At 32.1% G+C, this 23,970-nt stretch carries 22 protein-coding genes; 3 read left to right on the top strand and 19 right to left on the bottom strand.

Features of this window, described 5'->3' with window-relative positions:
• Positions 1-42 precede the first annotated feature (42 nt).
• The 5 genes from AAC024_RS03675 to AAC024_RS03655 all read right to left on the bottom strand — a co-directional run bounded on the left by AAC024_RS03675 (position 43) and on the right by AAC024_RS03655 (position 5,343).
• Positions 43-1,074: a serine hydrolase domain-containing protein gene (locus tag AAC024_RS03675; RefSeq protein WP_339893834.1), complete on the bottom strand. Its 1,032-nt coding sequence runs from the start codon at positions 1,072-1,074 to the stop codon at positions 43-45.
• Between the two features lie 5 nt (positions 1,075-1,079).
• Positions 1,080-1,844: a DUF6090 family protein gene (locus AAC024_RS03670; RefSeq protein WP_339893833.1), complete on the bottom strand. Its 765-nt coding sequence runs from the start codon at positions 1,842-1,844 to the stop codon at positions 1,080-1,082.
• Between the two features lie 182 nt (positions 1,845-2,026).
• A complete protein-coding gene (msrA, locus tag AAC024_RS03665) occupies positions 2,027-2,689 on the bottom strand; it encodes a peptide-methionine (S)-S-oxide reductase MsrA (protein WP_339893832.1) in 663 nt (220 codons plus the stop codon).
• A gap of 776 nt (positions 2,690-3,465) precedes the next feature.
• Positions 3,466-4,245 (bottom strand): C4-type zinc ribbon domain-containing protein, encoded by a 780-nt coding sequence (locus AAC024_RS03660; protein ID WP_339893831.1) that lies wholly within the window; start codon positions 4,243-4,245, stop codon positions 3,466-3,468.
• A 3-nt stretch (positions 4,246-4,248) separates the two neighbouring features.
• Positions 4,249-5,343, bottom strand: coding sequence for a Nif3-like dinuclear metal center hexameric protein (locus AAC024_RS03655; RefSeq protein WP_339893830.1), 1,095 nt, complete (start codon positions 5,341-5,343; stop codon positions 4,249-4,251).
• A 147-nt stretch (positions 5,344-5,490) separates the two neighbouring features.
• Here AAC024_RS03655 and lpxK point away from each other — a divergent pair, with 147 nt between their 5' ends.
• Positions 5,491-6,489 (top strand): tetraacyldisaccharide 4'-kinase, encoded by a 999-nt coding sequence (lpxK, locus tag AAC024_RS03650; protein WP_339893829.1) that lies wholly within the window; start codon positions 5,491-5,493, stop codon positions 6,487-6,489.
• Between the two features lies 1 nt (position 6,490).
• Here the strand turns inward: lpxK and AAC024_RS03645 are convergent, their stop codons facing one another.
• From AAC024_RS03645 to AAC024_RS03595, 11 genes are all read right to left on the bottom strand, one after another.
• A complete protein-coding gene (locus tag AAC024_RS03645) occupies positions 6,491-8,719 on the bottom strand; it encodes an ATP-binding protein (protein ID WP_339893828.1) in 2,229 nt (742 codons plus the stop codon).
• Between the two features lie 28 nt (positions 8,720-8,747).
• Positions 8,748-9,764, bottom strand: coding sequence for a type I glyceraldehyde-3-phosphate dehydrogenase (gene gap / locus AAC024_RS03640; RefSeq protein WP_339893827.1), 1,017 nt, complete (start codon positions 9,762-9,764; stop codon positions 8,748-8,750).
• A 2-nt stretch (positions 9,765-9,766) separates the two neighbouring features.
• Positions 9,767-10,645, bottom strand: a complete 879-nt coding sequence (lipA, locus tag AAC024_RS03635) for a lipoyl synthase (RefSeq protein ID WP_339893826.1) — start codon at positions 10,643-10,645, stop codon at positions 9,767-9,769.
• Between the two features lie 392 nt (positions 10,646-11,037).
• Entirely contained in the window at positions 11,038-12,252 is a 1,215-nt protein-coding gene (locus AAC024_RS03630; protein WP_339893825.1) for an Nramp family divalent metal transporter, read from the bottom strand.
• A complete protein-coding gene (locus tag AAC024_RS03625; protein ID WP_339893824.1) occupies positions 12,253-12,798 on the bottom strand; it encodes a sigma-70 family RNA polymerase sigma factor in 546 nt (181 codons plus the stop codon).
• Complete coding sequence (locus tag AAC024_RS03620; RefSeq protein WP_339893823.1) at positions 12,789-13,901, bottom strand: glycosyltransferase; 1,113 nt, start codon at positions 13,899-13,901, stop codon at positions 12,789-12,791. The genes AAC024_RS03625 and AAC024_RS03620 overlap by 10 nt, the downstream gene beginning before the upstream one ends.
• 6 nt (positions 13,902-13,907) lie before the next feature.
• Positions 13,908-14,111 carry a membrane or secreted protein gene (locus AAC024_RS03615; protein ID WP_339893822.1) on the bottom strand — a complete coding sequence of 68 codons (204 nt, stop codon included), beginning with the start codon at positions 14,109-14,111 and terminating at the stop codon, positions 13,908-13,910.
• 248 nt (positions 14,112-14,359) lie between these two features.
• Positions 14,360-15,148 carry an anti-sigma factor gene (locus AAC024_RS03610; protein ID WP_339893820.1) on the bottom strand — a complete coding sequence of 263 codons (789 nt, stop codon included), beginning with the start codon at positions 15,146-15,148 and terminating at the stop codon, positions 14,360-14,362.
• Positions 15,149-15,156: 8 nt separating this feature from the next.
• On the bottom strand, positions 15,157-15,690 hold the full coding sequence (locus AAC024_RS03605) for an RNA polymerase sigma factor (RefSeq protein ID WP_339893819.1): 534 nt from the start codon (positions 15,688-15,690) through the stop codon (positions 15,157-15,159).
• A gap of 68 nt (positions 15,691-15,758) precedes the next feature.
• A complete protein-coding gene (gene murB / locus AAC024_RS03600) occupies positions 15,759-16,772 on the bottom strand; it encodes a UDP-N-acetylmuramate dehydrogenase (RefSeq protein WP_339893818.1) in 1,014 nt (337 codons plus the stop codon).
• Complete coding sequence (locus tag AAC024_RS03595; RefSeq protein ID WP_339893817.1) at positions 16,772-17,962, bottom strand: pyridoxal phosphate-dependent aminotransferase; 1,191 nt, start codon at positions 17,960-17,962, stop codon at positions 16,772-16,774. Before AAC024_RS03595 ends, murB begins: the two co-directional genes overlap by 1 nt.
• Before the next feature lie 115 nt (positions 17,963-18,077).
• Between AAC024_RS03595 and AAC024_RS03590 the strand changes: the two genes are divergently transcribed.
• Complete coding sequence (locus AAC024_RS03590; protein ID WP_339893816.1) at positions 18,078-19,403, top strand: aspartyl protease family protein; 1,326 nt, start codon at positions 18,078-18,080, stop codon at positions 19,401-19,403.
• Between the two features lie 56 nt (positions 19,404-19,459).
• On the opposite strand, the gene AAC024_RS03585 is transcribed toward AAC024_RS03590, so the two are convergent.
• Positions 19,460-19,876, bottom strand: a complete 417-nt coding sequence (locus AAC024_RS03585; protein WP_339893814.1) for a DUF1573 domain-containing protein — start codon at positions 19,874-19,876, stop codon at positions 19,460-19,462.
• 398 nt (positions 19,877-20,274) lie between these two features.
• On the opposite strand from AAC024_RS03585, the gene AAC024_RS03580 reads away from it, so the two are divergent.
• Positions 20,275-22,977 (top strand): valine--tRNA ligase, encoded by a 2,703-nt coding sequence (locus AAC024_RS03580; protein WP_339893812.1) that lies wholly within the window; start codon positions 20,275-20,277, stop codon positions 22,975-22,977.
• A gap of 340 nt (positions 22,978-23,317) precedes the next feature.
• On the opposite strand, the gene AAC024_RS03575 is transcribed toward AAC024_RS03580, so the two are convergent.
• The gene (locus AAC024_RS03575) at positions 23,318-23,470 is read right to left on the bottom strand and encodes a hypothetical protein (RefSeq protein ID WP_339893811.1); all 153 of its coding nucleotides are present in this window, start codon (positions 23,468-23,470) and stop codon (positions 23,318-23,320) included.
• A 17-nt stretch (positions 23,471-23,487) separates the two neighbouring features.
• A complete protein-coding gene (locus AAC024_RS03570; protein WP_339893810.1) occupies positions 23,488-23,772 on the bottom strand; it encodes a VOC family protein in 285 nt (94 codons plus the stop codon).
• Between the last annotated feature and the right edge of the window lie 198 nt (positions 23,773-23,970).

Raw genomic sequence — 23,970 nt, 5'->3', positions numbered from 1 at the left:
GTACGGTTCTGTGAGAGGTTTAGGGGTGCAATTCCCCTTTACCTACTCGACTTTCTTTCTAATGATTTTTACAATTCGGTTAATTATAATTTCCGATAAATTCCATTCATAACCTTCAAAATCTGTTGTATTAATAAATTGAACGACTACTGCATCAATATCTTTATGGTATTCCGCAAGGCTTTGATAACCAACTACCAAACCTCCATGATTATATTCATAAGGATAGATTTCTTGTTCTCCTTCGTCAAATACCGAACCATCGTTCAGTGCTCGAAGGAATATACCCACATCTTCTGCTGTGGCCAACATTCCGTATTCACGAGCTTTAAAATCTTCCTCATAACCCACATAATATCCACTCATAACATCATCTAAATCGACTTCGGTAATTGAAAAAAAGGTGTTTTTCAGATCTAAGGGAATCAATATTTTCTCTTTGATATAATTATTGTGGCTATACCCTAAGACATCATCCATAATCCTACGCAGCAGCAAATAATTTGTGTTTGAATATTCATATCCTTTATCAGGTTTAAAACTGGCTGGAAGGTCGAGGGCAAAATCTAAGGCATTTTTGCCATTTTGCTGTTCATTTTCCCAATAAGCTGGATTATCAGTGAAATTTGGAATACCAGAACGGTGTTGAATCATCATCTTCAATGTGATTTTTTCAGCATTTTCAATTCTACCTTTGAGCTCTGGGAGGTAGTCAGTGAGCGTTTTATCAAAAGACAAACGCTTTTCCTTTACCAATTTAGTAGCTGCTACTGCCGTATAAAGTTTGCTAATACTGGCAATCTTGAAGAGAGATTTTGGGTCGGCTGGTATTTTCTTTTCTCTGTCTTTCCAACCGCCTGCATAATATGCTGGTGGTTTCCCTGTTTGGTCTACGTAAACAATCACTCCATCAAATCCATATCCGATAGCTTCATCTACTTGTTCTTGAATAGTATTAGGAAAAGGTAAAATCCAAGCTTTTACCAAAATCCACGGAACGAAGTATAATGATATTGCTGTTCCAATGAACAATAAAATGCGTACAATCCACTTTGCTTTTTTATTTTTTATCATATTATTTAGTCTGTGGTTGTCCGATCTATTTCTACTATTATAAGATGCCCTAGTTCTGTTAATTCTTGATATTGTTCAATCATAGTATCGAATTGCCAAGCTGCCAAACTAATAACATTTCGGTAGGCTGGTTTTGTGGTGTATTCAATGAATGCTTGATCATATTCAGACTGGGGTGTAGCTTTGTTTGCTAATGAATCTAATGGCATAAATGCAGAAGCTAAAATAACTGACCTGTCGAATTGAGTATCTAGGTAATTTTCTTGATGAACGGTATACTGATTATAACTCTTTTCGTTTTCTGCAATAATTTCCACTAAGCCGTGGTATTTAGCTAAAAGCGAATCGAGTTTTGTATTATTTATTTTACCATAATAGGAAGAGTTTTTCAATGATTCATAACCACCTGAATTGGGTTTGAAATAGAAATCAGCAAAGGCAGAACCAGCTATCTTGAATAAAAAAAGGTTTTCATTTTCAGTCTTTTGCAAAATGCTATTTCGTGCTTTCTTGCAGAGGTCTGCAATCTGTTTTCTTCCTTTTGATAGTTGTACTAATTGTTCTATATCTTCCGCCGTATGTGTTTTAATTTTAGTTAAATATTCATTTAACGAATCATTATCTTTAATCGACTGGTTCCAATTATTTATCTGTATCGCAATCAAAATTCCAATGACAACCAGAAAGATTTCTCCTAAAGCATACTTCAGGTACTGAGTTTTTTTATTGTCTAAAATCAACTTATGTCGAATTTTTCTAAATAATTTCATGGGTTGATTCAAATTAGCCACAACGTCTGCAAAGATAAAGTTCCGTTTCAATGAACTTTATCGATTGTTAAACGAAGTTAGTTGAAATTTTTTACAAAGTCAAGTATTAAATAGCGTAACTAATAAAAAAGACCCTTCAGGTTTTTAAAACCTGAAGGGTCTGAAAAGTGATCTTAGTATTTTTAATGATTTTTTTCTTTCAAAAACTCTTTAGGAAATTTTGCCTTAAATCGATTGAATCGTGGGATAGAAACATTTCTTATATAACTGTTATTAGGATGCAGTTTTTCGTAATCTTGATGATAATCTTCAGCAATCCAGAATTTTTGAAACGGATAAACTTCTGCAGCTATTTTAGCATCCAGTTTTTTTGCTAAAGCTGCTTTCTTCTTTAAAATAATTTGTTTCTGTTCATCATTTTGGTAAAAAATAATAGAACGGTATTGCGAACCTCTATCGTTTCCTTGTCCGTTTACCTGCGTAACGTTTTGTGAAGTAAAATAGACATCAACTAAAGTTTCAAAACTAACTTCTTTTGGGTCGTAAATTATCTCTACGGCTTCAGCATGCCCTGTTCTGCCGGTATTACTTGACTCGTAAGTTGGGTTTTTTGTATGTCCGCCAGAATATCCTGAAATAGATTCGTCTACACCTTTTATGCTTTCATAAATGGCTTCAACACACCAAAAACAACCGCTTGCAAAATAGGCTCTGGCTTTTCCGTTTTCTAATGGAACTTCAATGGGTTCTAAATTTACGACGGTTTCTTGTTCTTTTTTTGTTTGTGCTGAATTTTGGCAACTGAAAAATAGGACTATTACTAATATTGGGATTATTCTTTTCATAACTTGTATTTTTTATAGTAGACGTATAAAAGTACGAAACCTTAAAGTATTTTTGTTCATCCCGATTTTTGTCGAGATGAAAACCGATTTGAAAACTCCGCGTCGAACTTTGTCCTCCTACTCTCGGAGCTTTTCTTCATCTATTCTGCGCCTTGGCGTTCAATTCTCTGAATTGATTTGGGATTTGATTTTTTGCTGTGGTTTTTGTTTTTTGAAGATTTGGGTTACTAAGTTATTTTAAAAATACACCTCCCTTAATCCCTCCTTATTAGGAGGGAAACTGTAGCGTATGAGTTTCCCCTCCTTGGAGGGGGCTAAGGGGTGGGTTTTAACAAAGCTCTTTAATATCTATTTAGTGTCTGGACGGAAACAGACGATTTTTATAATTTGACTTATTTTTGATGTCATTTTTGTTTAGTTTTTATGAGTTGACACCTTAGTATCAAGCGATTAAAAATAAACTGATAGGGCGCAAAAAGAAACAAATTTAATTTTGCTGTGTTTACGTCCAGACACTATTTACTAAGTAAAAACAAATTATTTGTTTAGCTGATTATATAGGACTCAATTTTCAAGTATGCTAACTGTCTGCGGATTTATTATTGTAAACTGGCGGACTGACCCCGCGTTAAGGATTGCAGTGGAAAGCCCACAGCGAGGTACGAAGCGAGGACTTGTAGCGGAAAGCCTGACCCGATAGGGTAACGTCCAAATTATTAGGCATAAAAAAAAGCCTTCAAAGAATGAAGGCTCTTAAATTTATGTTTTAAAATATATTATAGTTTAGAAAACATTTTTTCCATTTTAGTTTTTTGTTCATCTGCTAAAGCAGCATCAACTAAAATTCTACCACTATGCTCATCAGTAATTACTTTTTTGCGAGAGGCAATTTCAACTTGAACTTGCGGTGGAATAGTAAAGAAAGAACCACCAGCAGCACCTCTTTCAATAGGTACAACGGCTAAGCCATTTTTTACATTTGTTCTAATTCTGGTATAAGCAGCAACCAAACGGGCTTCAATTTGCTTTTTATATTCATCAGATTTTACTATTAAAGCTTGTTCTTCTTTTTCAGTTTCAGCCAAAATAGCATCTAATTCACTCTTTTTGTGTTTTAAATGTGTTTCACGTTCTTTTAAACGCTCTTTGGTTTCTGCAACCACTTCTTTTTTCTGCTCAATTTGAACTTTAAATTCTTTAATATGCTTGTCTGCTAATTCAATTTCTAATTCTTGAAATTCAACTTCTTTAGTTAGTGAATTAAATTCTCTGTTATTTCTAACATTTTTTTGTTGCTCAGCATACTTTTTCATTAAAGCTTTTGATTCTTCAATCAAATTCTTTTTGCTAGTAATATCGTTATCTATTACTTCTAGATTAGAAACAAGTTTTTCTAATCTGATGTTTAATCCAGCAACTTCATCTTCTAAATCACGAACTTCTAAAGGAAGTTCTCCTCGAACATTTCTAATTTCATCAATACGAGAATCGATGAGTTGTAAATCGTATAAAGCTCTTAAACGATTTTCAACAGTTACTTCTTTCTTTTTAGCCATATTTTAAAAATACTTAACAGGATTGGTATTTATCTTTGATAAAATGATTGCAAAATTAGTAATTTTTTTTGTAAGATATGCTACTAAAAGGATTTTTGTGAATTGCTCACTTTCATAATGCCCAATATCTGCTAAAAGGATGTTATTTTCAGAAGTAAAAAAGTCGTGATATTTTAAATCGGCAGTTACAAAAGCATCGGCACCAGAAGCTTTAGCAGCTTGAATAGCAAAACTACCCGAACCTCCTAAAACAGCAACTTTTTTTATTTTTTTATTTAAAAATAAAGAGTGTCTGATACATTCTGTATTCATTTTAGTTTTTAGGTGGTTTAAAAAGCTAGCTTCGTCCATGGGGTTAACAAATTCTCCTATCATGCCCATACCTATATTTTGGTTTTTGTTTTCTAGGGTAGTCACTTCATAAGCGACTTCTTCGTAAGCATGGGTTTTTAGAAGTGTTTTAAGAATTTGCGATTCTAAATGTTTAGCATAGGTTACTGTAATTTTTGTTTCTTCCTCAGTATGGGTTTTGCCCTTTTTACCCTTCGTAGGGTTTGATTCTTCATTGCCGTTATAGGTGCCATAACCTTCTACGTTAAAACTGCAATCTGAATAATTTCCTATATCTCCAGCTCCAGCATTAAACAATGCGGTTCGTAATTCTTCTGCTTCATTTTTTGGTACATACGTGGTTAATTTTTTTATAGTTTCGCTTTGCGGAATTAAAATACGCTTGTTTGTTAATTCCAGTTGATTGCAAATCATATCATTTACACCTTGTAAAGCATTGTCAAGCGCGGTGTGGATGCTAAAAATAGCAATGTCGTGTTTAATGGCTTTCATAACCACACGCTCTACATAATTTTTGCCAGTAAGCTTTTTTAAACCTTTAAAAATGATAGGGTGGAAGCTTACTATGAGGTTGCAGTTTTCTTCAATAGCTTCATCAACAACAGCTTCAAGAGTGTCTAGAGTAACCAAAATACCTGTAACTTTTTGAGTTTTATTGCCCACTAACAAACCAACATTATCAAAATCTTCAGCGTAAGCTAATGGAGCAAGTTCTTCTAAATGATTTATGACGTCTTGTACAATCATATTTATTTGTGTTTAAATTCAAAGATAAAATAATTACTTTCACAAGTAACTAAAATATATTTTTAAAGGTCTTGTGTAATCTTCATTGATTTAATAATTATTATATTTCACACTTGATAATTATTAAATAAAATTGATTTCGTTGCTGTGAAGCTTTTAAGAAAAATATTATTACCAATAGTTCCAATTTATTATTTAGTAACCTGGTTGCGAAATAAATTATATGATTTTGATGTTAAAAAATCTGTTTCTTATGATTTTCCTGTAATTTGTGTTGGTAACTTGAGTGCTGGTGGTACTGGAAAAACACCCATGATAGAATACTTAATCAATCTTTTAAAGGATGATTATAAAGTGGCCACTTTAAGTCGAGGTTATAAACGAAAAACAAGAGGTTTTCAGTTGGCTAATAAAAACTCTAATGCTGAATCTATTGGAGATGAACCTTTTCAGTTCTATTCTAAATTTAACAATGAAATTTTAGTGGCCGTGGATGCAGATAGGCGCAACGGTATTCAAAATTTGCTGCAAGAAAATCCGGAAGTTATTCTATTGGATGATGCATTGCAACATAGAAAAGTAAAAGCAGGCTTTAATATTTTATTGACTACTTACGCTAACCCTTATTTTAATGATATGGTTTTGCCAACAGGCAATTTAAGAGAGCCTAGAATTGGAGCTAAACGCGCCAATATTATTGTTGTTACTAAGTGCCCGATAACTTTAAGTACAAGCGAAAAAAGGGACTTTATAATACAAATTAAGCCAGAAAAGCATCAACATGTTTTTTTTAGTTCTATAAGGTATTCTGATAGTTTGTTTTCTGCTAAAGAATCTAAAGCAATTGATAAATTAGAACCGTTTACTTTAGTTACAGGAATAGCTAATTCAACGTTATTGGTTGATTTTTTGAAGGGTAAAAACTTAAATTTTGAACATTTAAATTTTAAAGATCATCATGATTTTACAGAAGAAGATATATCTACTTTAAATAAAAAGGAGTTAATCGTTACTACTGAAAAAGACTTTATGAGGTTGAAACAATACGAATCATTAAAGGGTAAACTTTTTTATTTACCTATTACAGTAAGCATTGATGAAGCGTCGAAAATGAATCAACTTATAAAAGATTTCGTTAAGTACTAGTTTAAGAGGCTTTACTTTTACCAGCTAATGCATTATAAAGTTTTTTCTCAAACTCTTCCTGCTTGAATGGCTTTGGAATAATATCTGTAAAACCAGCCTCTTCAAACTCATGCATTTTATCTTCAATAGTAACCGCAGTAAGTGCGAAAATAGTCAGTTCTTTATCAAACGATCTCACAATCTTAGTAGCTTCAATGCCACTTATTCCTGGCATGTGAATATCCATCAATATAATATTGTAGTTATTGTTTTTTATCATTTCAACAGCGTCTTCACCATTATCAATAATATCGCACTTAAGATCCATTTTAGTTAAAATCTTTTTGGTAATCATTTGATTGATTTTGTTGTCTTCAACTACTAGAATTTTAACTTTAGATAAATCTAAATCACTAGCATTACCATCAAAATAAGCGATTGTTTTTTCCTCAGCTTCTTTTATATTTGTATGTTCTAAAGGTATTTCAAAATAGAATGTAGTACCTTTTTCTAATTCACTTTTCACGTAAATTTTTCCTTTTAAGATATCTATTAATCCTTTTACAATCGATAGTCCTAAACCTGTACCGCCATATTTACGGTTAATTTGAATAGACCCTTGAGAGAAACTTTCAAACATGTGGTCTTGTTTCTCTTGGCTAATTCCAATACCATTATCTTCAATCTCAAAGCGTAAAGTGTATGTTTTACCTTCTTCTTCAATTTTATAAACACGAATCCAAATATCTCCGTCTTTAGTGAATTTAATGGAGTTACCAATTAAATTAATAAGGATTTGCGAAATCTTCAACTGGTCAGCAATAAAGTTTTGTGGTAATTCTTTATCAAATTCAAAGTGAATTTTGACATTATTATCTTGAGCTGAATTATTAAGTGCTAAAACAATATTGTTTATTTTCTTTTTTAAGTTGAAAGACTCTGGTTCAACATCAACTTTATTGGCTTCAATTTTATTTATTTGAAGAATATCATTAATAAATGTTAAAAGGTAATCTCCTGAAAACTTAAGCGATTTTAAATGCTGAACTTGCTCTGGTTTTGGGTTTTCATCTAATAGCATATTACTTAAACCTGTTACCGCATATAGCGGTGTACGTAACTCGTGTGTTACTGTTGATAAGAAATTTGCTTTAGTTTTCGATGCTAATTCTGCTTTCTCTTTCGCAATAATAAGCTCTCCATTCTTTTTATGAAGCATATTATTAGTTTTCAACCTAATATTATTGTTTTTGTAAAGCGATAAGGTTAAAAGTGATAAAATGGTAATTAGCGCCACACTCAAAATTGATATTAATGTATTCAAGTTTTTATCGTCTTCAGCTTTTTCTAACTTTTGAACTACCTCTTTGTTTTTTTCTATTTCTTCATTTAATCGAAATTGAGTTTCTTGATTTCTTGAAGAATTAATTCGAGTTAAACCTCGCACTGAATCAGAAAGTTTTAGGTGAGCATTCAAATAATCTCTAGATAGCTTATGTTCTTCTAAACTATTGTATAAGTCACTAACAACAGCATATCCTTCATTAAGAATATTTGTAAAACTATTAGTTCTTGCAATTTGTAAACTACTAAGCGCAACCTCTAATGCTTTTTCTTTGTTTCCTAGTTTATTATAAATTCTTGCATGATTAATTAATGCATCACTTTGTATTTTTAAATAATCATATTTTTTTGCAATGGCTAAAGATTGCTCGACAACATCTCTGGCCTTTTTGTAATTTTTTAACGCGTTATAAGTTTTGCCTTCAGATAGTAATGTTTCAGCTAATTCTTCATTTAAATCTTCTTCCTCAAATTTTGATTTAGCTGCGGTATAAGAATCTAGTGCTGAATAAAAATCTTCTTTAGCTAAATAAATATCTCCAAACGTTTTGTAAGAGCTACCTAAGTTAACATTGTCGTTTATAATACGTTGAATTTCTATTGCTTTATTTAAAGATTTTATGGCTTTGTCTTCTTCTTCAATTATAAGCTCTAATCTTCCTTTTATAGCATAAATAATACCAAGACTTTTTTTGTTACTTGCTTTTTCAGCTAAATCTAACGCTTCGTCAAGATTTTTTTTAGCTTTATAATAATTGTAGTTTTCTAACTCGGTTTGCGATTGAGCAATACGATAGTTTATGTTATTTTGTACTATTTCAGGATCTTCATCAATAGCTTCCTGAGCAAAAGCCGTGATACTGATTAGCATAAAAACAATTAATATGTAGCTTTTAATTTGGAGCATTTTTAGTAAATGTTGCGGACAAATATAATTATTTTATCGATAAAAGACACTTTTTTTCCGATAAATAACACAATAAGTCAATTATTCTTTGAGAATAGCCTGTTTCGTTATCATACCATCCTATGATTTTTACCATATTTCCAATTACAGATGTCATTTGCGAATCGAAAATACAAGAATGCGGGTTTCCAACAATATCTATAGAAACAATTGGGTCTTCAGTGTATTCTAAAATACCTTTATAATTACTCCTTGAAGCTTCTTTAAATGCATTATTGATATCTTCTATCGAAACCGTTTTTTTTACATTCAAAGTAATATCAGTTAAAGAGCCGTTTATAACAGGAACTCTAATACCACAACCTCCAATAACATCAGAAAGTTCTGGGAAAATTTTAGTAAGTGCTTTTGCTGCTCCAGTAGTTGTTGGGACTATAGATTGACTTGCCGCTCTAGACCTTCGTAAATCCCGATGAGGCTGGTCATGTAAACTTTGGTCGGTAGTATAGGAGTGCACCGTAGTAATATATGCTTGATTAATGCCACAAAGTTTATTAATGATATTAATCATTGGTGCCGCATTATTAGTAGTACATGATGCGTTAGAAATTATGGTTTCTGTTCCATCAATACTATTTTCATTAACACCTAAAACTATTGTTTTAATATTATCTTCAAGAGCCGGAACGCTTAAAATAACTTGTTTTGCTCCATTATTTATATGATGTTGCAATTCTGAGGATAATTTGAATTTTCCAGTAGATTCAATAACAAAATCAACATTAAAAGGTTTCCAGTTTATATCTTTTAGATGTTTTTCATTTAAAAGCGGAATACTTCTTTTGTTAGTAATAATTTCATTTTCGCTATGCGATATTTCACCATTGAAAATTCCATGTACACTATCATATTTGAGTAAATGACTCAAAGTTTTAGCATCTGCTAAATCATTGATAGCAACAACTTGTATATTTTTATGGTTTTGAAGTAATCTAAAAACACGTCTGCCTATTCTACCAAAACCATTGATAGCAACATTGATCATTATTAATTTATATGTTTTTGTGCTTTATAAGAAGACCTTACTAAGGCACTACTTTCTACATGACGAAATCCTAATTCTAAACCAATGTCTTCATATTCTTTAAATTGATCTGGATTTATAAATTGTTTAACAGGTAAGTGTTTTTTACTGGGTTGAAGGTATTGTCCAATAGTAACAACATCTACATCATTTTCTTTAAGATCATGGAGCGTAGCGATTACTTCTTCTCTGGTTTCTCCTAAACCGAGCATAATGCCCGATTTTGTGCGTCGTTGCCCTTGTTGTTTTAAATATTTTAAAACCCCCATGCTTCTGTCGTATTGCGCTTGAATTCTAACTTCGCGAGTTAAACGACGTACGGTTTCAATATTGTGTGATACCACTTCAGGCGCCACATTAATAATTCTATCTATATGTTTTTCAATGCCTTGGAAATCTGGAATAAGCGTCTCAAGAGTTGTTTCAGGATTCATTCTTCTAACAGCTTTAATAGTTTCAGCCCACATAATGCTTCCCATGTCTTTTAAATCATCTCTATCAACACTCGTTAAAACCGCATGTTTAATTTGCATAATTTTTATAGATCGCCCTACTTTTTCTGGCTCATCCCAATCCACCGTTTCTGGTCGCCCAGTTTTTACACCACAAAAGCCGCAAGAGCGTGTACAAACATTACCAAGAATCATAAAAGTTGCAGTGCCTTCTCCCCAACACTCTCCCATATTAGGGCAACTTCCTGAAGTGCAAATAGTATTTAGATTGTATTTGTCAACTAAACCTCTAAGTTCTGTGTATTTTTTTCCCGTTGGAAGTTTAACACGAAGCCATTTTGGTTTGAGTGTACGTTCGGGTAATATATTTGAAGCAGTTTTGGTGTTCATATCTCTAAAATATAGAGTGCAAAGATACAAAGTATTCTTTTAAATAGTGCCCTAGAAAGCGACACAGAAATACACTTAAAGAAGTAAATTTATACTGATTTTTTTAAAATTTTTGGGCGTTACCACAAGGGTCGGGCTTTCACTACTCGCTCCCTCCTGCGTCGGGGAGCTCAAACATGCCGTTCAATCCCTAACGCAGCGCAGAACTCCATTTATAGACTTTATACCCTAGAAGATTACACAGAGATACACGGAGAACCAAAGAATCACTCAGAGAAATCTCATATAATAATAAGCATTTGGATCTTGGTTTAAAGAACGAGAATTTCAAAATAAGGACAAAACGCTCTGTGAATCTCCGTGAAAACTTTGCGAATCTCTGTGTAATAACCCTAAAGCGTAGTAAGATACCAAACACTAAACCCTATCAAAAAAACAATTCCTAAAATACTCAGAATATGTAATGCCTTTGATGGTTGCCATTCCTTAGGCGTATGCTTACTGGAAATTAATTTATAATTGATAATAGCATAAAAAGGAGCTGTAATAAATGATAAAATTGTGGCTATTTTAATTAGTAAACCCATTTCTGACTCTAACAAAAAAAAGATGCAGATAGTACCTAAAGTAAGTACCAAAATCCAAAATGTATAATTGAACTTTATGGCTTTTTTAAAAAGTAATTGTGTCGTTTTTGCCATGGCTCTTGGGGATGCATCTAAAGTGGTTAAAGTTGTGCTAAACATGGTAGTGAATGCAGTAATACCAATTATAATATATGCCCAATCTCCAAGACTGGTGGTGTACATTTTGATTAATTGCCCAGAAAAAACACCGGCTTTGTTGCTAAAAGTTTCTCCACTGTTAAACATGACCAAAGTTCCTAAAAGTACAAATCCAATACCTAAAATCAGGGTTCCAATATAACCTACATTAAAATCGAAAAGAGCTGATTTAGTAGTGTATGATTTGGTATCTTTATTTTTTTCAATAGACCATAAAGATTGCCATACAGCAATATCTAAGGGTGCGGGCATCCAGCCCATAAAAGCAATTAAAAAGGCGATTTCTAGACCATTTTTAGGTAGTACCTGTTTAAAGGAAAGGGCGCTAGTATTATTAAATAAAGCCATACTTACAGCTACTAAAGTGCTCATAGTAAGTGTGATGATAATTATTTTCATCAACCTATCTAATAGCTTATACTTGCCAAAAATTAATAGACTTAAGCAAATAACCAGAATAATCACTGTCCATATCTTTATACTAATAAAATCTCCAAACAGCGAAGAAGCTAGACCTGCCGTAACAATAGTAACCGCTGTTTGAATAGTAAATATAGTTGCTAAACTGATTATGAAATAAACTGTTAAAACTCCTTTTCCTAGTTTTAAATAACCTTCCAATAAACTTTCTCCTGTGGCAGTGGCATAACGAGGCCCGAATTGAAAAAAAGGATATTTAAATAAGTTTACTAAAAGCAATGCCCAAATTAAACCTAAACCAAAATCTGCTCCCGCCCGTGTAGATTGTACTAAATGTGAAACGCCTATAGCTGCACCAGCAAATAACAATCCCGGGCCTAGATTTTTAAGTTTAGTAATCATTTACTTTTCTCTAATAATTTCAGCTAATAATTTTTTAGCACGAAGTAATTTTACTTTAACGTTATTTATAGGCTCTTTTAATTCTTTGGAAATTTCTTTATAACTAAGTTCTTGAAAATAGCGTAAGTTTATAACCTCTTGATAATGCGGTTTTAATTTTTTAATATCTCGAAGTAGTTTGGCTAAATGTTGTTCTGTAATCAACTTGTCTTCAGGAGAAGGCGACTCATCTAAAACCTGAAATACATCTCGGTCATCTTTTGAAATGACTTGAATAATTGAATTTTTTTCTTTGCGCAATAAATCAATATGAATGTTTTTTGAAATGGTAATTAGCCAAGTTTTGAACGTGTACTGTTCATCATAGGTTTCAATTTTATCAAATGCTTTAGAGAATGTTTGAATAGTGATATCTTCCGCATCATTTTCATTACGAGTACGTTTTAACTGAAAACCATAAACATTATCCCAGAAAAGATCTAATAAATAATTAAATGCTTTTTGGTCGTTTTTTTTTGCACGCGTAATCGCTTCCTCTATTTCCAATGGATAGGTTTTGAGATAAGATTGTTTATAAAGATAGTTAATTGTGTAATAATTAGAAAAATTTCAAGGAAAGGAAGGGAAACTAATAAATCTGTTTCACCCAGCTTTTTTGACGAAACCCCTAATATTGTGTACTGTAAAACAATTCGAAATATGAATAAACCTAATACCATTTGCCATTTGAATAATGATACAAAAAGTATTATTGCAAATAACCAAAACAATGCATTTGAAATGTATAAAAGTGTTAGCAGCACTTTATGCTTCATTTTATAATGTTTTGCTGTTGAAACGTGGCGTCTTTTTTGCTTAAACCATCCCTTAAATGTAGTTTTTGGAATAGACTCTGTGAAGCTGTCTTTTGAAAAACATATAGTCGTGTTATTTTGAGTAGCTATTTGATTTACAAATAAATCATCATCTCCTGAGCGTAATTTTATATGGTTAATAAAACCATTAGCATCAAAAAATTCTTTTTTGGTATAAGCCAGATTTCGTCCAACTCCCATATATGGTAAGCTCGATTTGGCAAATGAAAAATAATTTATAGCGGTTATAAGAGTTTCAAAACGAACCAATTTGTTTAAGATGGAATTTTTAATTTTTGAATAGGCACCATAACCTAAAACAATAGATTTTGTATTACTAAAATGGGCGCTCATTTCTTTTATCCAATACTTGGATACAGGTTTACAATCAGCATCGGTAAACAAAAGAAAGTCGTTTTTTGAAGCTTTTATACCAAGTGTTAGGGCATATTTTTTGTTTCCCCAAAAGGCTTCAATACTTTTAACATTTACAACCTTTAAATTATCGTGTAATTTTGAAAAATGATGAATAACCTCTAAAGTATCATCTTTTGAGGAATCATTAATCAGAACAATTTCAAAATTTGGATAATCTTGCTCAATAATTGATGGGAGGAATCTTTTTAAATTTTCGGCTTCGTTTTTGGCACAAATAATAACAGAAATAGCAATATTTTTTGGAGGCACTTTTTTTTGCTTTGAAAAAGCAAATTTTCCAAATAAAAATACATAAAAAACAACTTGAATAATGACTACAGCTACAAATCCGTAGAATGCAAAATCAAGAAAACCCATACAGTGCTATGAATGTTGAGGTTCTTTACAATCAGTAAATTGATCTGGAGTTTTTCCGCAAAAACCACAAGCCTCACCTTCTTTATTAAGCATTGGGTTTTGACTTGCACAAGTTCCGGCAAATTTTCCGTCTTTTTTTCCCCAAATTTTAATAGCAATTCCTGCTATACCTAATCCTAAAAGTACTATGGTTATTAATAAAAGTTTCATGAGAGTTTATAATTATTTATGCAAAGATATGATTTTTGTTATTAAATTTTGGAAGAAACCAAACGCTATTTATAGAAGGTGAATTGACGGGGCAACTTTGATTGTTTTTGGTTGCACCGATTGCTAGTCTTACTAGTTGCCAGAATCCTTCACAAAGCATTGTTTTATTAAGATTAGTCAAAGATTATAAAATAGAAAAGCCTCAATTTACTTAGTAAATTGAGGCTTTTCTATTATTGCTATTAATCTTATTGTAGCTTAATTTGTGCTACAGAATTTTGCATTGATGCAATAGTATTTCCGCCTTTAGGCTCAATGGTAATACTTAATGCAAGTGCATCTTCCATATAAGGGATGCTTCTAAGCTGTCTGTCAGCTTTGTCTAAAATACCTAAGTTAACCATCTTACCTTGCAATTCTGCCCAAATTTGGTAGCATTGTTCTTCGGGTAATTCTGGTAACGAAACGACATCAATCATTGATGTTTTTTCGCTAGGATTAATGTATGCTACCGTTTTTAAATCTTTAGCACGCTCATTTCCTTTTATAATGTACTTTTCAGTTTCAGGGTTATTAAGCTTTAAAAGTTGCCTCATTACGCTGTCTAGCATTTCGTTGTTTTTTGCAATGTCACCACGTAAATCATTAATCTCGTCATCGACAACTAAAGTTTCGCTATGTAATTTTTGATTTTGATCATAAAAATACATAGAACTGCTAGCGAAAATTAGCGCAGCAACACTAGCAGCGACACTAAATTTATACCATTTCTTATATTTCTTTACAATGTTTAATTTAACAACAGGTGTGTTGTCAAGTTCATCTAAAATATTATTTAAAATACTTTTTGGTGCTTCAACAGCATTAGCTTTTACAACCACTTCAAGGTTGTGTTGCATGATGTTGTAGGTATTCTCTATTTCTGGGTATCTTGCAATAAAAGACTCCGCTATTTCTGCTTCAGCAGAAGTAGTTTCACCTAATAGATATTTGTCTAATAGGCCAGAATTTAAAAAAGTAGTTATTTTCTCATTCATGACTTTGTTTATTGAGGGTCGTAAATTTTTTTCAATTCACGTAATCCAATTTTTAATCTTGATTTTATTGTTCCTAACGGAATATCTAATTCGTCGCTAGCTTCTTGCTGCGTCATGCCCTCGAAAAAGAGCGCATTAATCACTATTTGATATTTCTCATCTAAGCTACATAGATGCTTTTTTATATCTAAAACATCCTGATTTAGTTCGTTGGATGTTACTTTATATACGGATGAAGTCTCCATTTGGACTTCATTATTCTTTTTATTCTTTTGAGACCGCACTTTATCAATAGCTGTATTATATGCAATTCTATAAAGCCATGTAAATAATTTAGCTTTACTTGAGTCATATTTTTTAGCATACCTCCAAATTTTCACGAAACTTTCCTGGAGTACATCTTGAGCTGTATCATCGTCTGAAATAATCTTTTTAATAACTCCAAACAATGCATCTGCATAGTTTTCATAAAGCAAACTAATAGCTTTCTTGTCGCTATTCTGTAATAAAGTTACTATTTGCTTTTCTATAGGTGAAATCAAGATGACTAGTTTTAATATAGGTGTTTAGACGGCGATTGTTTTTACCAAAGTTAGAAATTTCTTTTAAACTATAAGATATTTACCTCAGCTTCAATAAATATACCAAAAATTCGCTCAACCGTTTTTTGAATTAATTTAGAAAGTTTTAATATGTCAGAACCTTTGGCGCCACCAAAGTTAACAAGAACCAAGGCTTGGTTTTTATGTACACCATAATCATCAAATCGTTTGCCTTTAAATCCTGCTTTTTCAATAAGCCAACCTGCAGGCACTTTTACTTTGTCTTCTGAAATAGGATAGCTTGGGATGTCTTTAAAATTTTCAAGAAGTGTATTAAAAAGTGTTTTTGAAATCACGGGATTTTTAAAAAAACTTCCGCTATTTCCAATCTCTTTTGGGTTTGGTAATTTGCTTTCTCTGATGCTAATAACCGCTTTTGAAATATCTTGAATCGTTGGATTGTTAGCCTTCATCAATTCTAATTGAGAAGTAATAGCTCCATAATTAATACTAAGGTTGTAATTTTGTTTTGACAGTTTAAAATTAACGTTAGTAATTATAAACTGACCCTTAGCTTCTTGTTTAAAAATAGAATTTCTATAACCAAAATTGCATTCTGATTTAGAAAATGATCGCAATGACTTTGTTTCTAATGATAAGGCCTCACAAGATTCAAAAACATCTTTTAACTCAACACCATAAGCACCAATATTTTGGATAGGAGCAGTGCCTACATTCCCTGGAATTAAAGATAAATTTTCAATACCACCAAAACCATTATTAATACACCAAAGCACAAATTCATGCCAGTTTTCGCCTGCATTGGCTTTAACGATAACGGTATTATCATTTTCAGAAATAATTTCTATGCCTTTAAGGTTTATATGAACTACAAGCCCGTTAAAATCTTTAGTCAGTAACATGTTACTACCACCACCTAATATAAGTTTGTTGGGGTGTTCTTTTAAAGATAGAATTTGCTTTAAATCATCAATATTACTAGCCGAAACAAAATGTTTGGCAGTAACATCAATACCAAAAGTATTGTAGGGTTTTAGGGATATGTTTTCTTGAATATGCACTAGTCTTTATAAACTTTTAAGGCTTCTTTTAAAATATGCACAGATTTTATTAAACGTTCTTTATTAAGTACGTAAGCTATTCTAATTTGGTTTAAACCTACACCTGGAGTAGAGTAGAAGCCAGCAGCTGGAGCTACCATAATCGTTTCATTATCAACTTCAAAATGCTCTAAAAGCCATTGCGCAAAATTATCAGAATTTTTTACTGGCAATTCAACAATACAATAAAAAGCGCCTTTAGGTTTTGCAACTTTTACACCATCAATTTTTTGCAATTCAGAAATTAATGTGTTTCTGCGTTCAACATATTCTTCAATAACATCATCAAAATAACTTTGCGGAGTTTCTAAAGCGGCTTCACTTGCTATTTGAGCTAATGTAGGAGGACTTAAACGTGCCTGTGCAAATTTTAGCGCTGTTTGAATAACCGATTTATTTTTAGAAACTAAACAACCAATTCTTGCACCACACATACTGTAACGTTTAGATACAGAATCTATCATAATGGCATATTCGTCTAAACCTTCTTCTTGCATTACGGAATAGTGTGTGTTACCATCGTAAGTAAACTCTCTGTAAACTTCATCTGCAATTAAGAACAAATCATACTTTTTAACAATGGCAGCTAGTTTTTGTATTTCTTCTTTGGCGTATAAATATCCTGTTGGATTTCCAGGATTACAAATTAAAATTGCTTTTGTTTTTGGTGTTATTAGCTTTTCAAATGCTTCAATTGGTGGCAATGCAAAATTATCTTCAATTTTAGAAATTACCGGTACCACCTTAACACCTGACGCTGTTGAAAACCCATTATAATTAGCATAAAAAGGTTCTGGAATAATTATTTCATCATCCACATCCATAATGCTTCCAAAAGCAAATAGTAAAGCTTCACTGCCACCAGTAGTTACAATAATGTCCTCATGAGATACATCAATATCATGTTTTTTATAGTAAACAGAAATTTTTTGTCTATAAGTTTCAGAACCTTCAGACCTTGAATAAGCAAGAACATCGATATTACTGTCTTTAACTGCCTGTAAAGCAATTTCTGGCGTTTTAATATCTGGTTGCCCGATATTTAAATAGTAAATAGACTTACCATTTTTCACAGCGTGTTCTGCAAACGGTACTAATTTACGTATTGGAGACTGAGGCATTAATTGCCCTTTTTTAGATATAGATGGCATTTAAAACTATTTAGAATACAAAGTTGAGGAAATTATCTTAAATTTTTTTTAAAAATATGCTCTTATTCAATAAACTAATTTAAAGATTCGTAAATTCAATCATATATACTTCTTAATGAAAAAACGAATTTTAGTCATAATACTATTTTTTTGTTTATATAATTTTAGTTTTTCTCAAGGAAAATTTATTATTCAGAACAATAAGCAATCTGATAAAATTAAATTTAAACTAATTAATAATATAATAGTAATCCCCGTTGAAATAAATGGCGTAACCCTCTCTTTTTTGTTAGATACAGGGGTTAGTAAACCTATTATTTTTAATTTTTTAAATGTATCAGATACTTTAAAAATAAAAAATACAGAAACAATTTCCTTAAGAGGTTTGGGTGAGGGAGAATCTGTAGATGCGTTAAAATCTAAAAGGAACATTATTAAAATTGGAGATGCTATTAACTTAAATCAAGATTTATACGCAGTTTATGATGTTAATTTAAATTTTGCTCCCAGATTAGGGTTTCCAGTTCATGGTATAATAGGTTACGATTTGTTCAAAGACTTCGTAGTAGAAATAAACTATTCTAATAAGTTTTTAAGACTAACTCAGCCCAAAAAGTATACATATAAAAAATGTAAAAAATGTGAAAGACTAAATTTAGAGTTTTATAATAGTAAGCCTTATATAAATGCTGAAGTATGGACGAATAAAAGAATAATTCCTGTTAAATTATTAATAGATTCTGGAGGTAGTGATGCTTTGTGGTTATTTGAAGATGATTCTTTAGGAATTAAATCTAGTGATAAATATTTTTATGATTTTCTTGGTCATGGCTTAAGTGGAAGTGTGTATGGGAAACGTTCAAAAGTCGAAAATTTTGCTTTAAAAAACTTTGTACTCGACAATGTTAATGTTTCATATCCAGATTCAACATTTATATCATATGCAAGAAAACATAAGAACCGTAATGGTAGTTTATCTGGTAATATTTTAAAACGTTTTAATGTTATTTTTGATTATCAGAGAGCAATAATTACACTTAAAAAAAATAATCTTTTTAATGATGAATTTAATTACAATAAAAGTGGCATAGAACTAGCGCATGATGGTATGAGAATATTAAGAGAATTAAATAAAAGTAATATAAAACAAAACAGTACAACTCAAAGTAGCAATAACAATATCATTTTAGATAATCAATACCAAATTTCGTTAAAACCAGCTTATGCCATAGTTGAATTAAGAAAAGATTCACCTGCAGAACAAGCAGGTTTAAAAATAGGTGATATATTAATAAGTATAAATGGTAAGCAAACTTATCAACTCAGGCTCAATCAAATCATACAGATGTTTTATGATGACGATGGTAAAAAAATAAGGATGCGAGTAGATAGAGGAGGTGATGCTTTAATTTTTAACTTTAAATTAAAAAAGTTGTTTTAATAAAAAAGGCTTGAACATCTGTTCAAGCCTTTTAATATTTATCAGTTTAAGCAAACTTATTGTTGCATTACACTTTTCTCTTTTTTGTCTAGTACGCTTACTTTACTTGGATCTATAACTAATCCTTTAATTTTTAAAGCTATAGTTGGTGTTTCAGCATTGGAAAGCACAGTAATTGTTTTTCTAATTGGGTTCACTCTATTCGTATCATACTTTACCTCAATCACACCTGTTTGTCCAGGTAATATAGGGTCTTTCGGTTTTTTAGGAATTGTACAGCCACAAGTAGAAGATACTTTTGATATAATTAATGGCTCATCTCCGGTATTTGTAAATTCAAATACTCGTACACCGTTAGAACCTTTTTCAATTGTTCCATAATCAATAGTTTCAGATTTAAACTCAATTTTTGCTTGAGCGTTAATACCAAAACTGATTAATCCGATAAATAAAATAGTAATTAATTGTTTCATGATTCTATTTTTTGTTGTTCTTGTTTTCTTTTTAAATGGCCTCTCAAAATTAAAGGTTTATTGTTAAAATTCGTTCATAAACTAAGTCAAACATAGTTACTTTTTCTACAACCTGCAAAAATAATAGACGTAATGCAGACATATTAACATATTCAACTCGTTCAAAAGCAAGTATGTCTTTTCTATGATTTTGCTTAAAACCGTTAAATACAGATATTTAATGACTTATCAATAACGGCTTATATCTTTCGTCTGATGGTTTATATTTCATATAATTGTCAAGCGTAATTCGCATTTCAAGAATTCAAACTAAATGTAAACTTTTCGTCACGGGCATTATCATAGAAAAAGAAATATAAGTACTTTTGCAAATCATTATTCAAAAACTATTCCAAAGCATGCAAATTCCATCAAAATATGATGCATATCAGGTAGAAAGTAAGTGGTACGACTACTGGATGAAACATAATTATTTTCATTCAGAACCCGATGAAAGAGAGCCTTACACCATAGTTATTCCACCACCAAACGTAACTGGGGTGCTACACATGGGGCACATGCTTAATAATACCATTCAGGATGTTTTAATACGTCGAGCCCGTTTATTAGGTAAAAATGCTTGTTGGGTACCGGGTACAGACCATGCATCTATTGCTACTGAAGCTAAGGTAGTTGCTAAATTAAAAGAGCAAGGCATAGATAAAAATGATTTATCTCGTGATGAATTTTTAAAGCATGCCTGGGATTGGACCCATGAATACGGTGGTGTTATCTTAGAACAGTTGAAAAAACTGGGTTGTTCTTGTGATTGGGAAAGAACCAAATTCACTATGGATGATGACATGAGTGAAGCCGTAATTAAAGTTTTTGTTGATTTATATAAAAAAGGCTTGATTTACCGTGGTTATAGAATGGTAAACTGGGATCCTGAAGCAAAAACAACACTATCTGATGAAGAAGTAATTCATGAAGAACGCCAAGGAAATCTATACTATATAAAGTATAAAATCCTCGCCCCAGCCCTCTCCGAAGGAGAGGGAGCCGATACGAATTCCCCTCCTTCGGAGGGGCTAGGGGAGGATTTAGGGGAGGAATACTTAACTATCGCCACAACCCGACCTGAAACTATTTTTGGAGATACAGCAATCTGTATCAATCCTAACGATGAGCGTTTTTTACACTTGCGTGGGAAGAAAGCCATTGTGCCAATTTGTAATCGCGTGATTCCTATAATTGAAGATGAATATGTAGATGTTGAGTTTGGGACAGGATGTTTAAAAGTAACACCTGCACATGATGAAAACGATAAGAATCTTGGTGACAAACATAAATTGGATGTTGTTGATATATTTAATGAAGATGCCTCTTTAAATAGCTTCGGATTGCATTATGAAGGTAAAGACCGCTTTGTTGTTAGAAAGGAAATTGTAAAAGAATTAGAAGAAAACGGTGTTTTGGTAAAAACTGAAGTCTATACTAATAAAGTAGGAACGTCGGAAAGAACCAAAGCTGTTATAGAACCACGTTTAAGCGACCAGTGGTTTCTTAAAATGGAAGATTTAGTAAAACCTGCCATTAAATCGGTTTTAGAAGATGGTGATATTAAATTGTTTCCTAAAAAGTTTGAGAGTACCTATCGTCATTGGATGGAGAATATCCGCGATTGGAACATATCGCGTCAACTCATGTGGGGCCAACAAATTCCTGCTTATTTTTATGGGGATGGAAAGGAAGATTTTGTAGTAGCTGAAACTCTAGAGGACGCCGTAGAGAAGGCAAGAGTTGTAACTTCAAACTCCAAACTTCAAGCTTCTGACTTAAAACAAGATAATGATGCATTAGATACTTGGTTCTCATCTTGGTTATGGCCAATGAGTGTTTTTGATGGAATTCGAAATCCAGAAAACAGCGACATAAAATACTATTACCCAACAAACGATTTGGTTACAGGACCAGATATTCTATTCTTTTGGGTAGCACGTATGATTATTGCAGGGTATGAGTACAAAGATGAAAAACCTTTCGAAAATGTTTATTTAACAGGTTTGGTTCGCGACAAGCAACGCCGAAAGATGAGTAAATCATTAGGGAATTCTCCGGATGCCTTAAAACTTATTAAGGAATATGGTGCAGATGGTGTTCGTGTAGGTTTATTATTAAGTTCTGCTGCAGGAAACGATTTAATGTTTGATGAAGCCCTTTGTCAACAAGGAAAAGGTTTTGGAAATAAAATTTGGAATGCCTTTAGATTGGTTCAAGGTTGGGAAATTGATAAAACTATTCCGCAACCAGAAACTGCAAAAGTAGGTTTAGAATGGTATGAGGCTAAGTTTCAAAAAGTATTAGCAGAAATTGAAGATCATTTTAGTAAATACAGGCTAAGTGATGCTTTAATGTCTATTTACAAATTAATCATGGACGATTTTTCGTCGTGGTTATTAGAAATCATTAAGCCGGCTTATCAAAAACCCATTGATGCCAAAACATATAAATCGGTAATTGAAGCTTTTGAGAATAATCTTAAAATCTTACATCCGTTTATGCCATTTTTATCAGAAGAAATCTGGCAATACATTTCTGAAAGAACGCCCGATGAAGCTTTAATTATTTCTAAATGGCCAGAAACTAAAGCTATAGATGGTGCTTTAATTAGTGAATTTGAATTTGCTTCGGAAGTTATTTCTGGAATCAGAAACATTAGGAAACAAAAGAATATTGCTTTTAAAGATGCTGTTAGTTTTTCAGTAATAAACAATGAAAAAACGAGTACGACTTTCAACGGTGTTATTGCTAAATTAGGAAACCTTGAAACTATAGAAGATACGCTTGAAGCTATTGAAGGTGCTTTAACTTTTAGGGTAAAATCTAATGAATATTTTATTCCTATGGTTGGAGCTATAGATGTTGAAGCTGAAATTAAAAAACTTACTGAAGAGTTAAATTACACTGAAGGCTTTCTGAAATCGGTACAAAAGAAACTATCGAACGCCCGATTTGTTGCAGGAGCACCAGAACAAGTAGTTGCTAGCGAAAAGAAAAAAGAAGCGGATGCTTTAGCTAAAATCGAGACTATTAAGGCTAGTTTGATTAACTTAAAATAATGATTGAAAACTTCACGAAAAAGGCATAAAAATTTGAATTTTTATGCCTTTTTTCATTTTATATGCTGCGCAAAGTCTACTGACTTTGAGTATTATAACAATTTATGAGTCATATTATAGATATGAAGTATATATGATTACTTCACAAATTCTCTCAAATTAACAGAACGCCAAAAAGCTGGTATATTTGCAGTGATAACCTCGCAATCAGGAACTTTGCGGAGACTTTGCAGAGCGGAATTTTTGGCCACAACGCCAATATGAAACTGGCGAAACCTGCCAGCCGGCAGGCTGATACCCCTATGGCTTGCCTCGGGGATAGTCGGCTTCAAGAAATTTTTTATTGTCCAACGCTATTAACTTCAATCCAATATCCATTTGGGTCTTGGAAGAAAACCTGTTTAATTCCATCTGGTCGAACATTTATCTTATTCAATTTTCCAGGCCAATCAGAATATTCAACTTTCAAAGCCTTAAGTTTAGCGATAAGCATATCAAAGTGGGATGTTGTCAATGCCAAGTGAACTTCTTGTTCGTCACGATTTCATCTTTTAAAATTGAAATCAGATGCAATTCTTTTCCTTCGCCTAATGACAACCATCTAATTCCGTTAATTATCGTTCTGTTAGTTATCTCTTCCAGATTGAGTAAATCTTTATAAAATTCAGCAGATTCATCAACGTCCTTTACTGATAATGCCAAATGATTGAAATTCACGGTAAAATCATTTTTATCCTGTCCGAATACCAATCCGCACGATTGAATAAAAATTAGAAGTGTAATTAGTTTTTTCATTGTTCTATTTTTAAACATTATTGTCCGGTAAAAATAGTTTATACACTGGGATTACAAGCAAATATGGGGTGTTAAACGCTTTTTTAAGAGGCTTCCTTGCTCTTTTGAATTTTTGGAATGTCGGCATCTTCGTTTTTTTGAAAAACATTCAAATATTCAATACTATGATTGTCAGTTAGTTACAATCTAGTCTATTGT

Origin of the sequence: uncultured Algibacter sp., assembly GCF_963976535.1 — a bacterium.
GTDB lineage: Bacteria > Bacteroidota > Bacteroidia > Flavobacteriales > Flavobacteriaceae > Algibacter_B.
The sequence above is the reverse complement of the archived record's forward strand: the minus strand, read 5'-3'. Positions and strand labels throughout refer to the sequence as shown.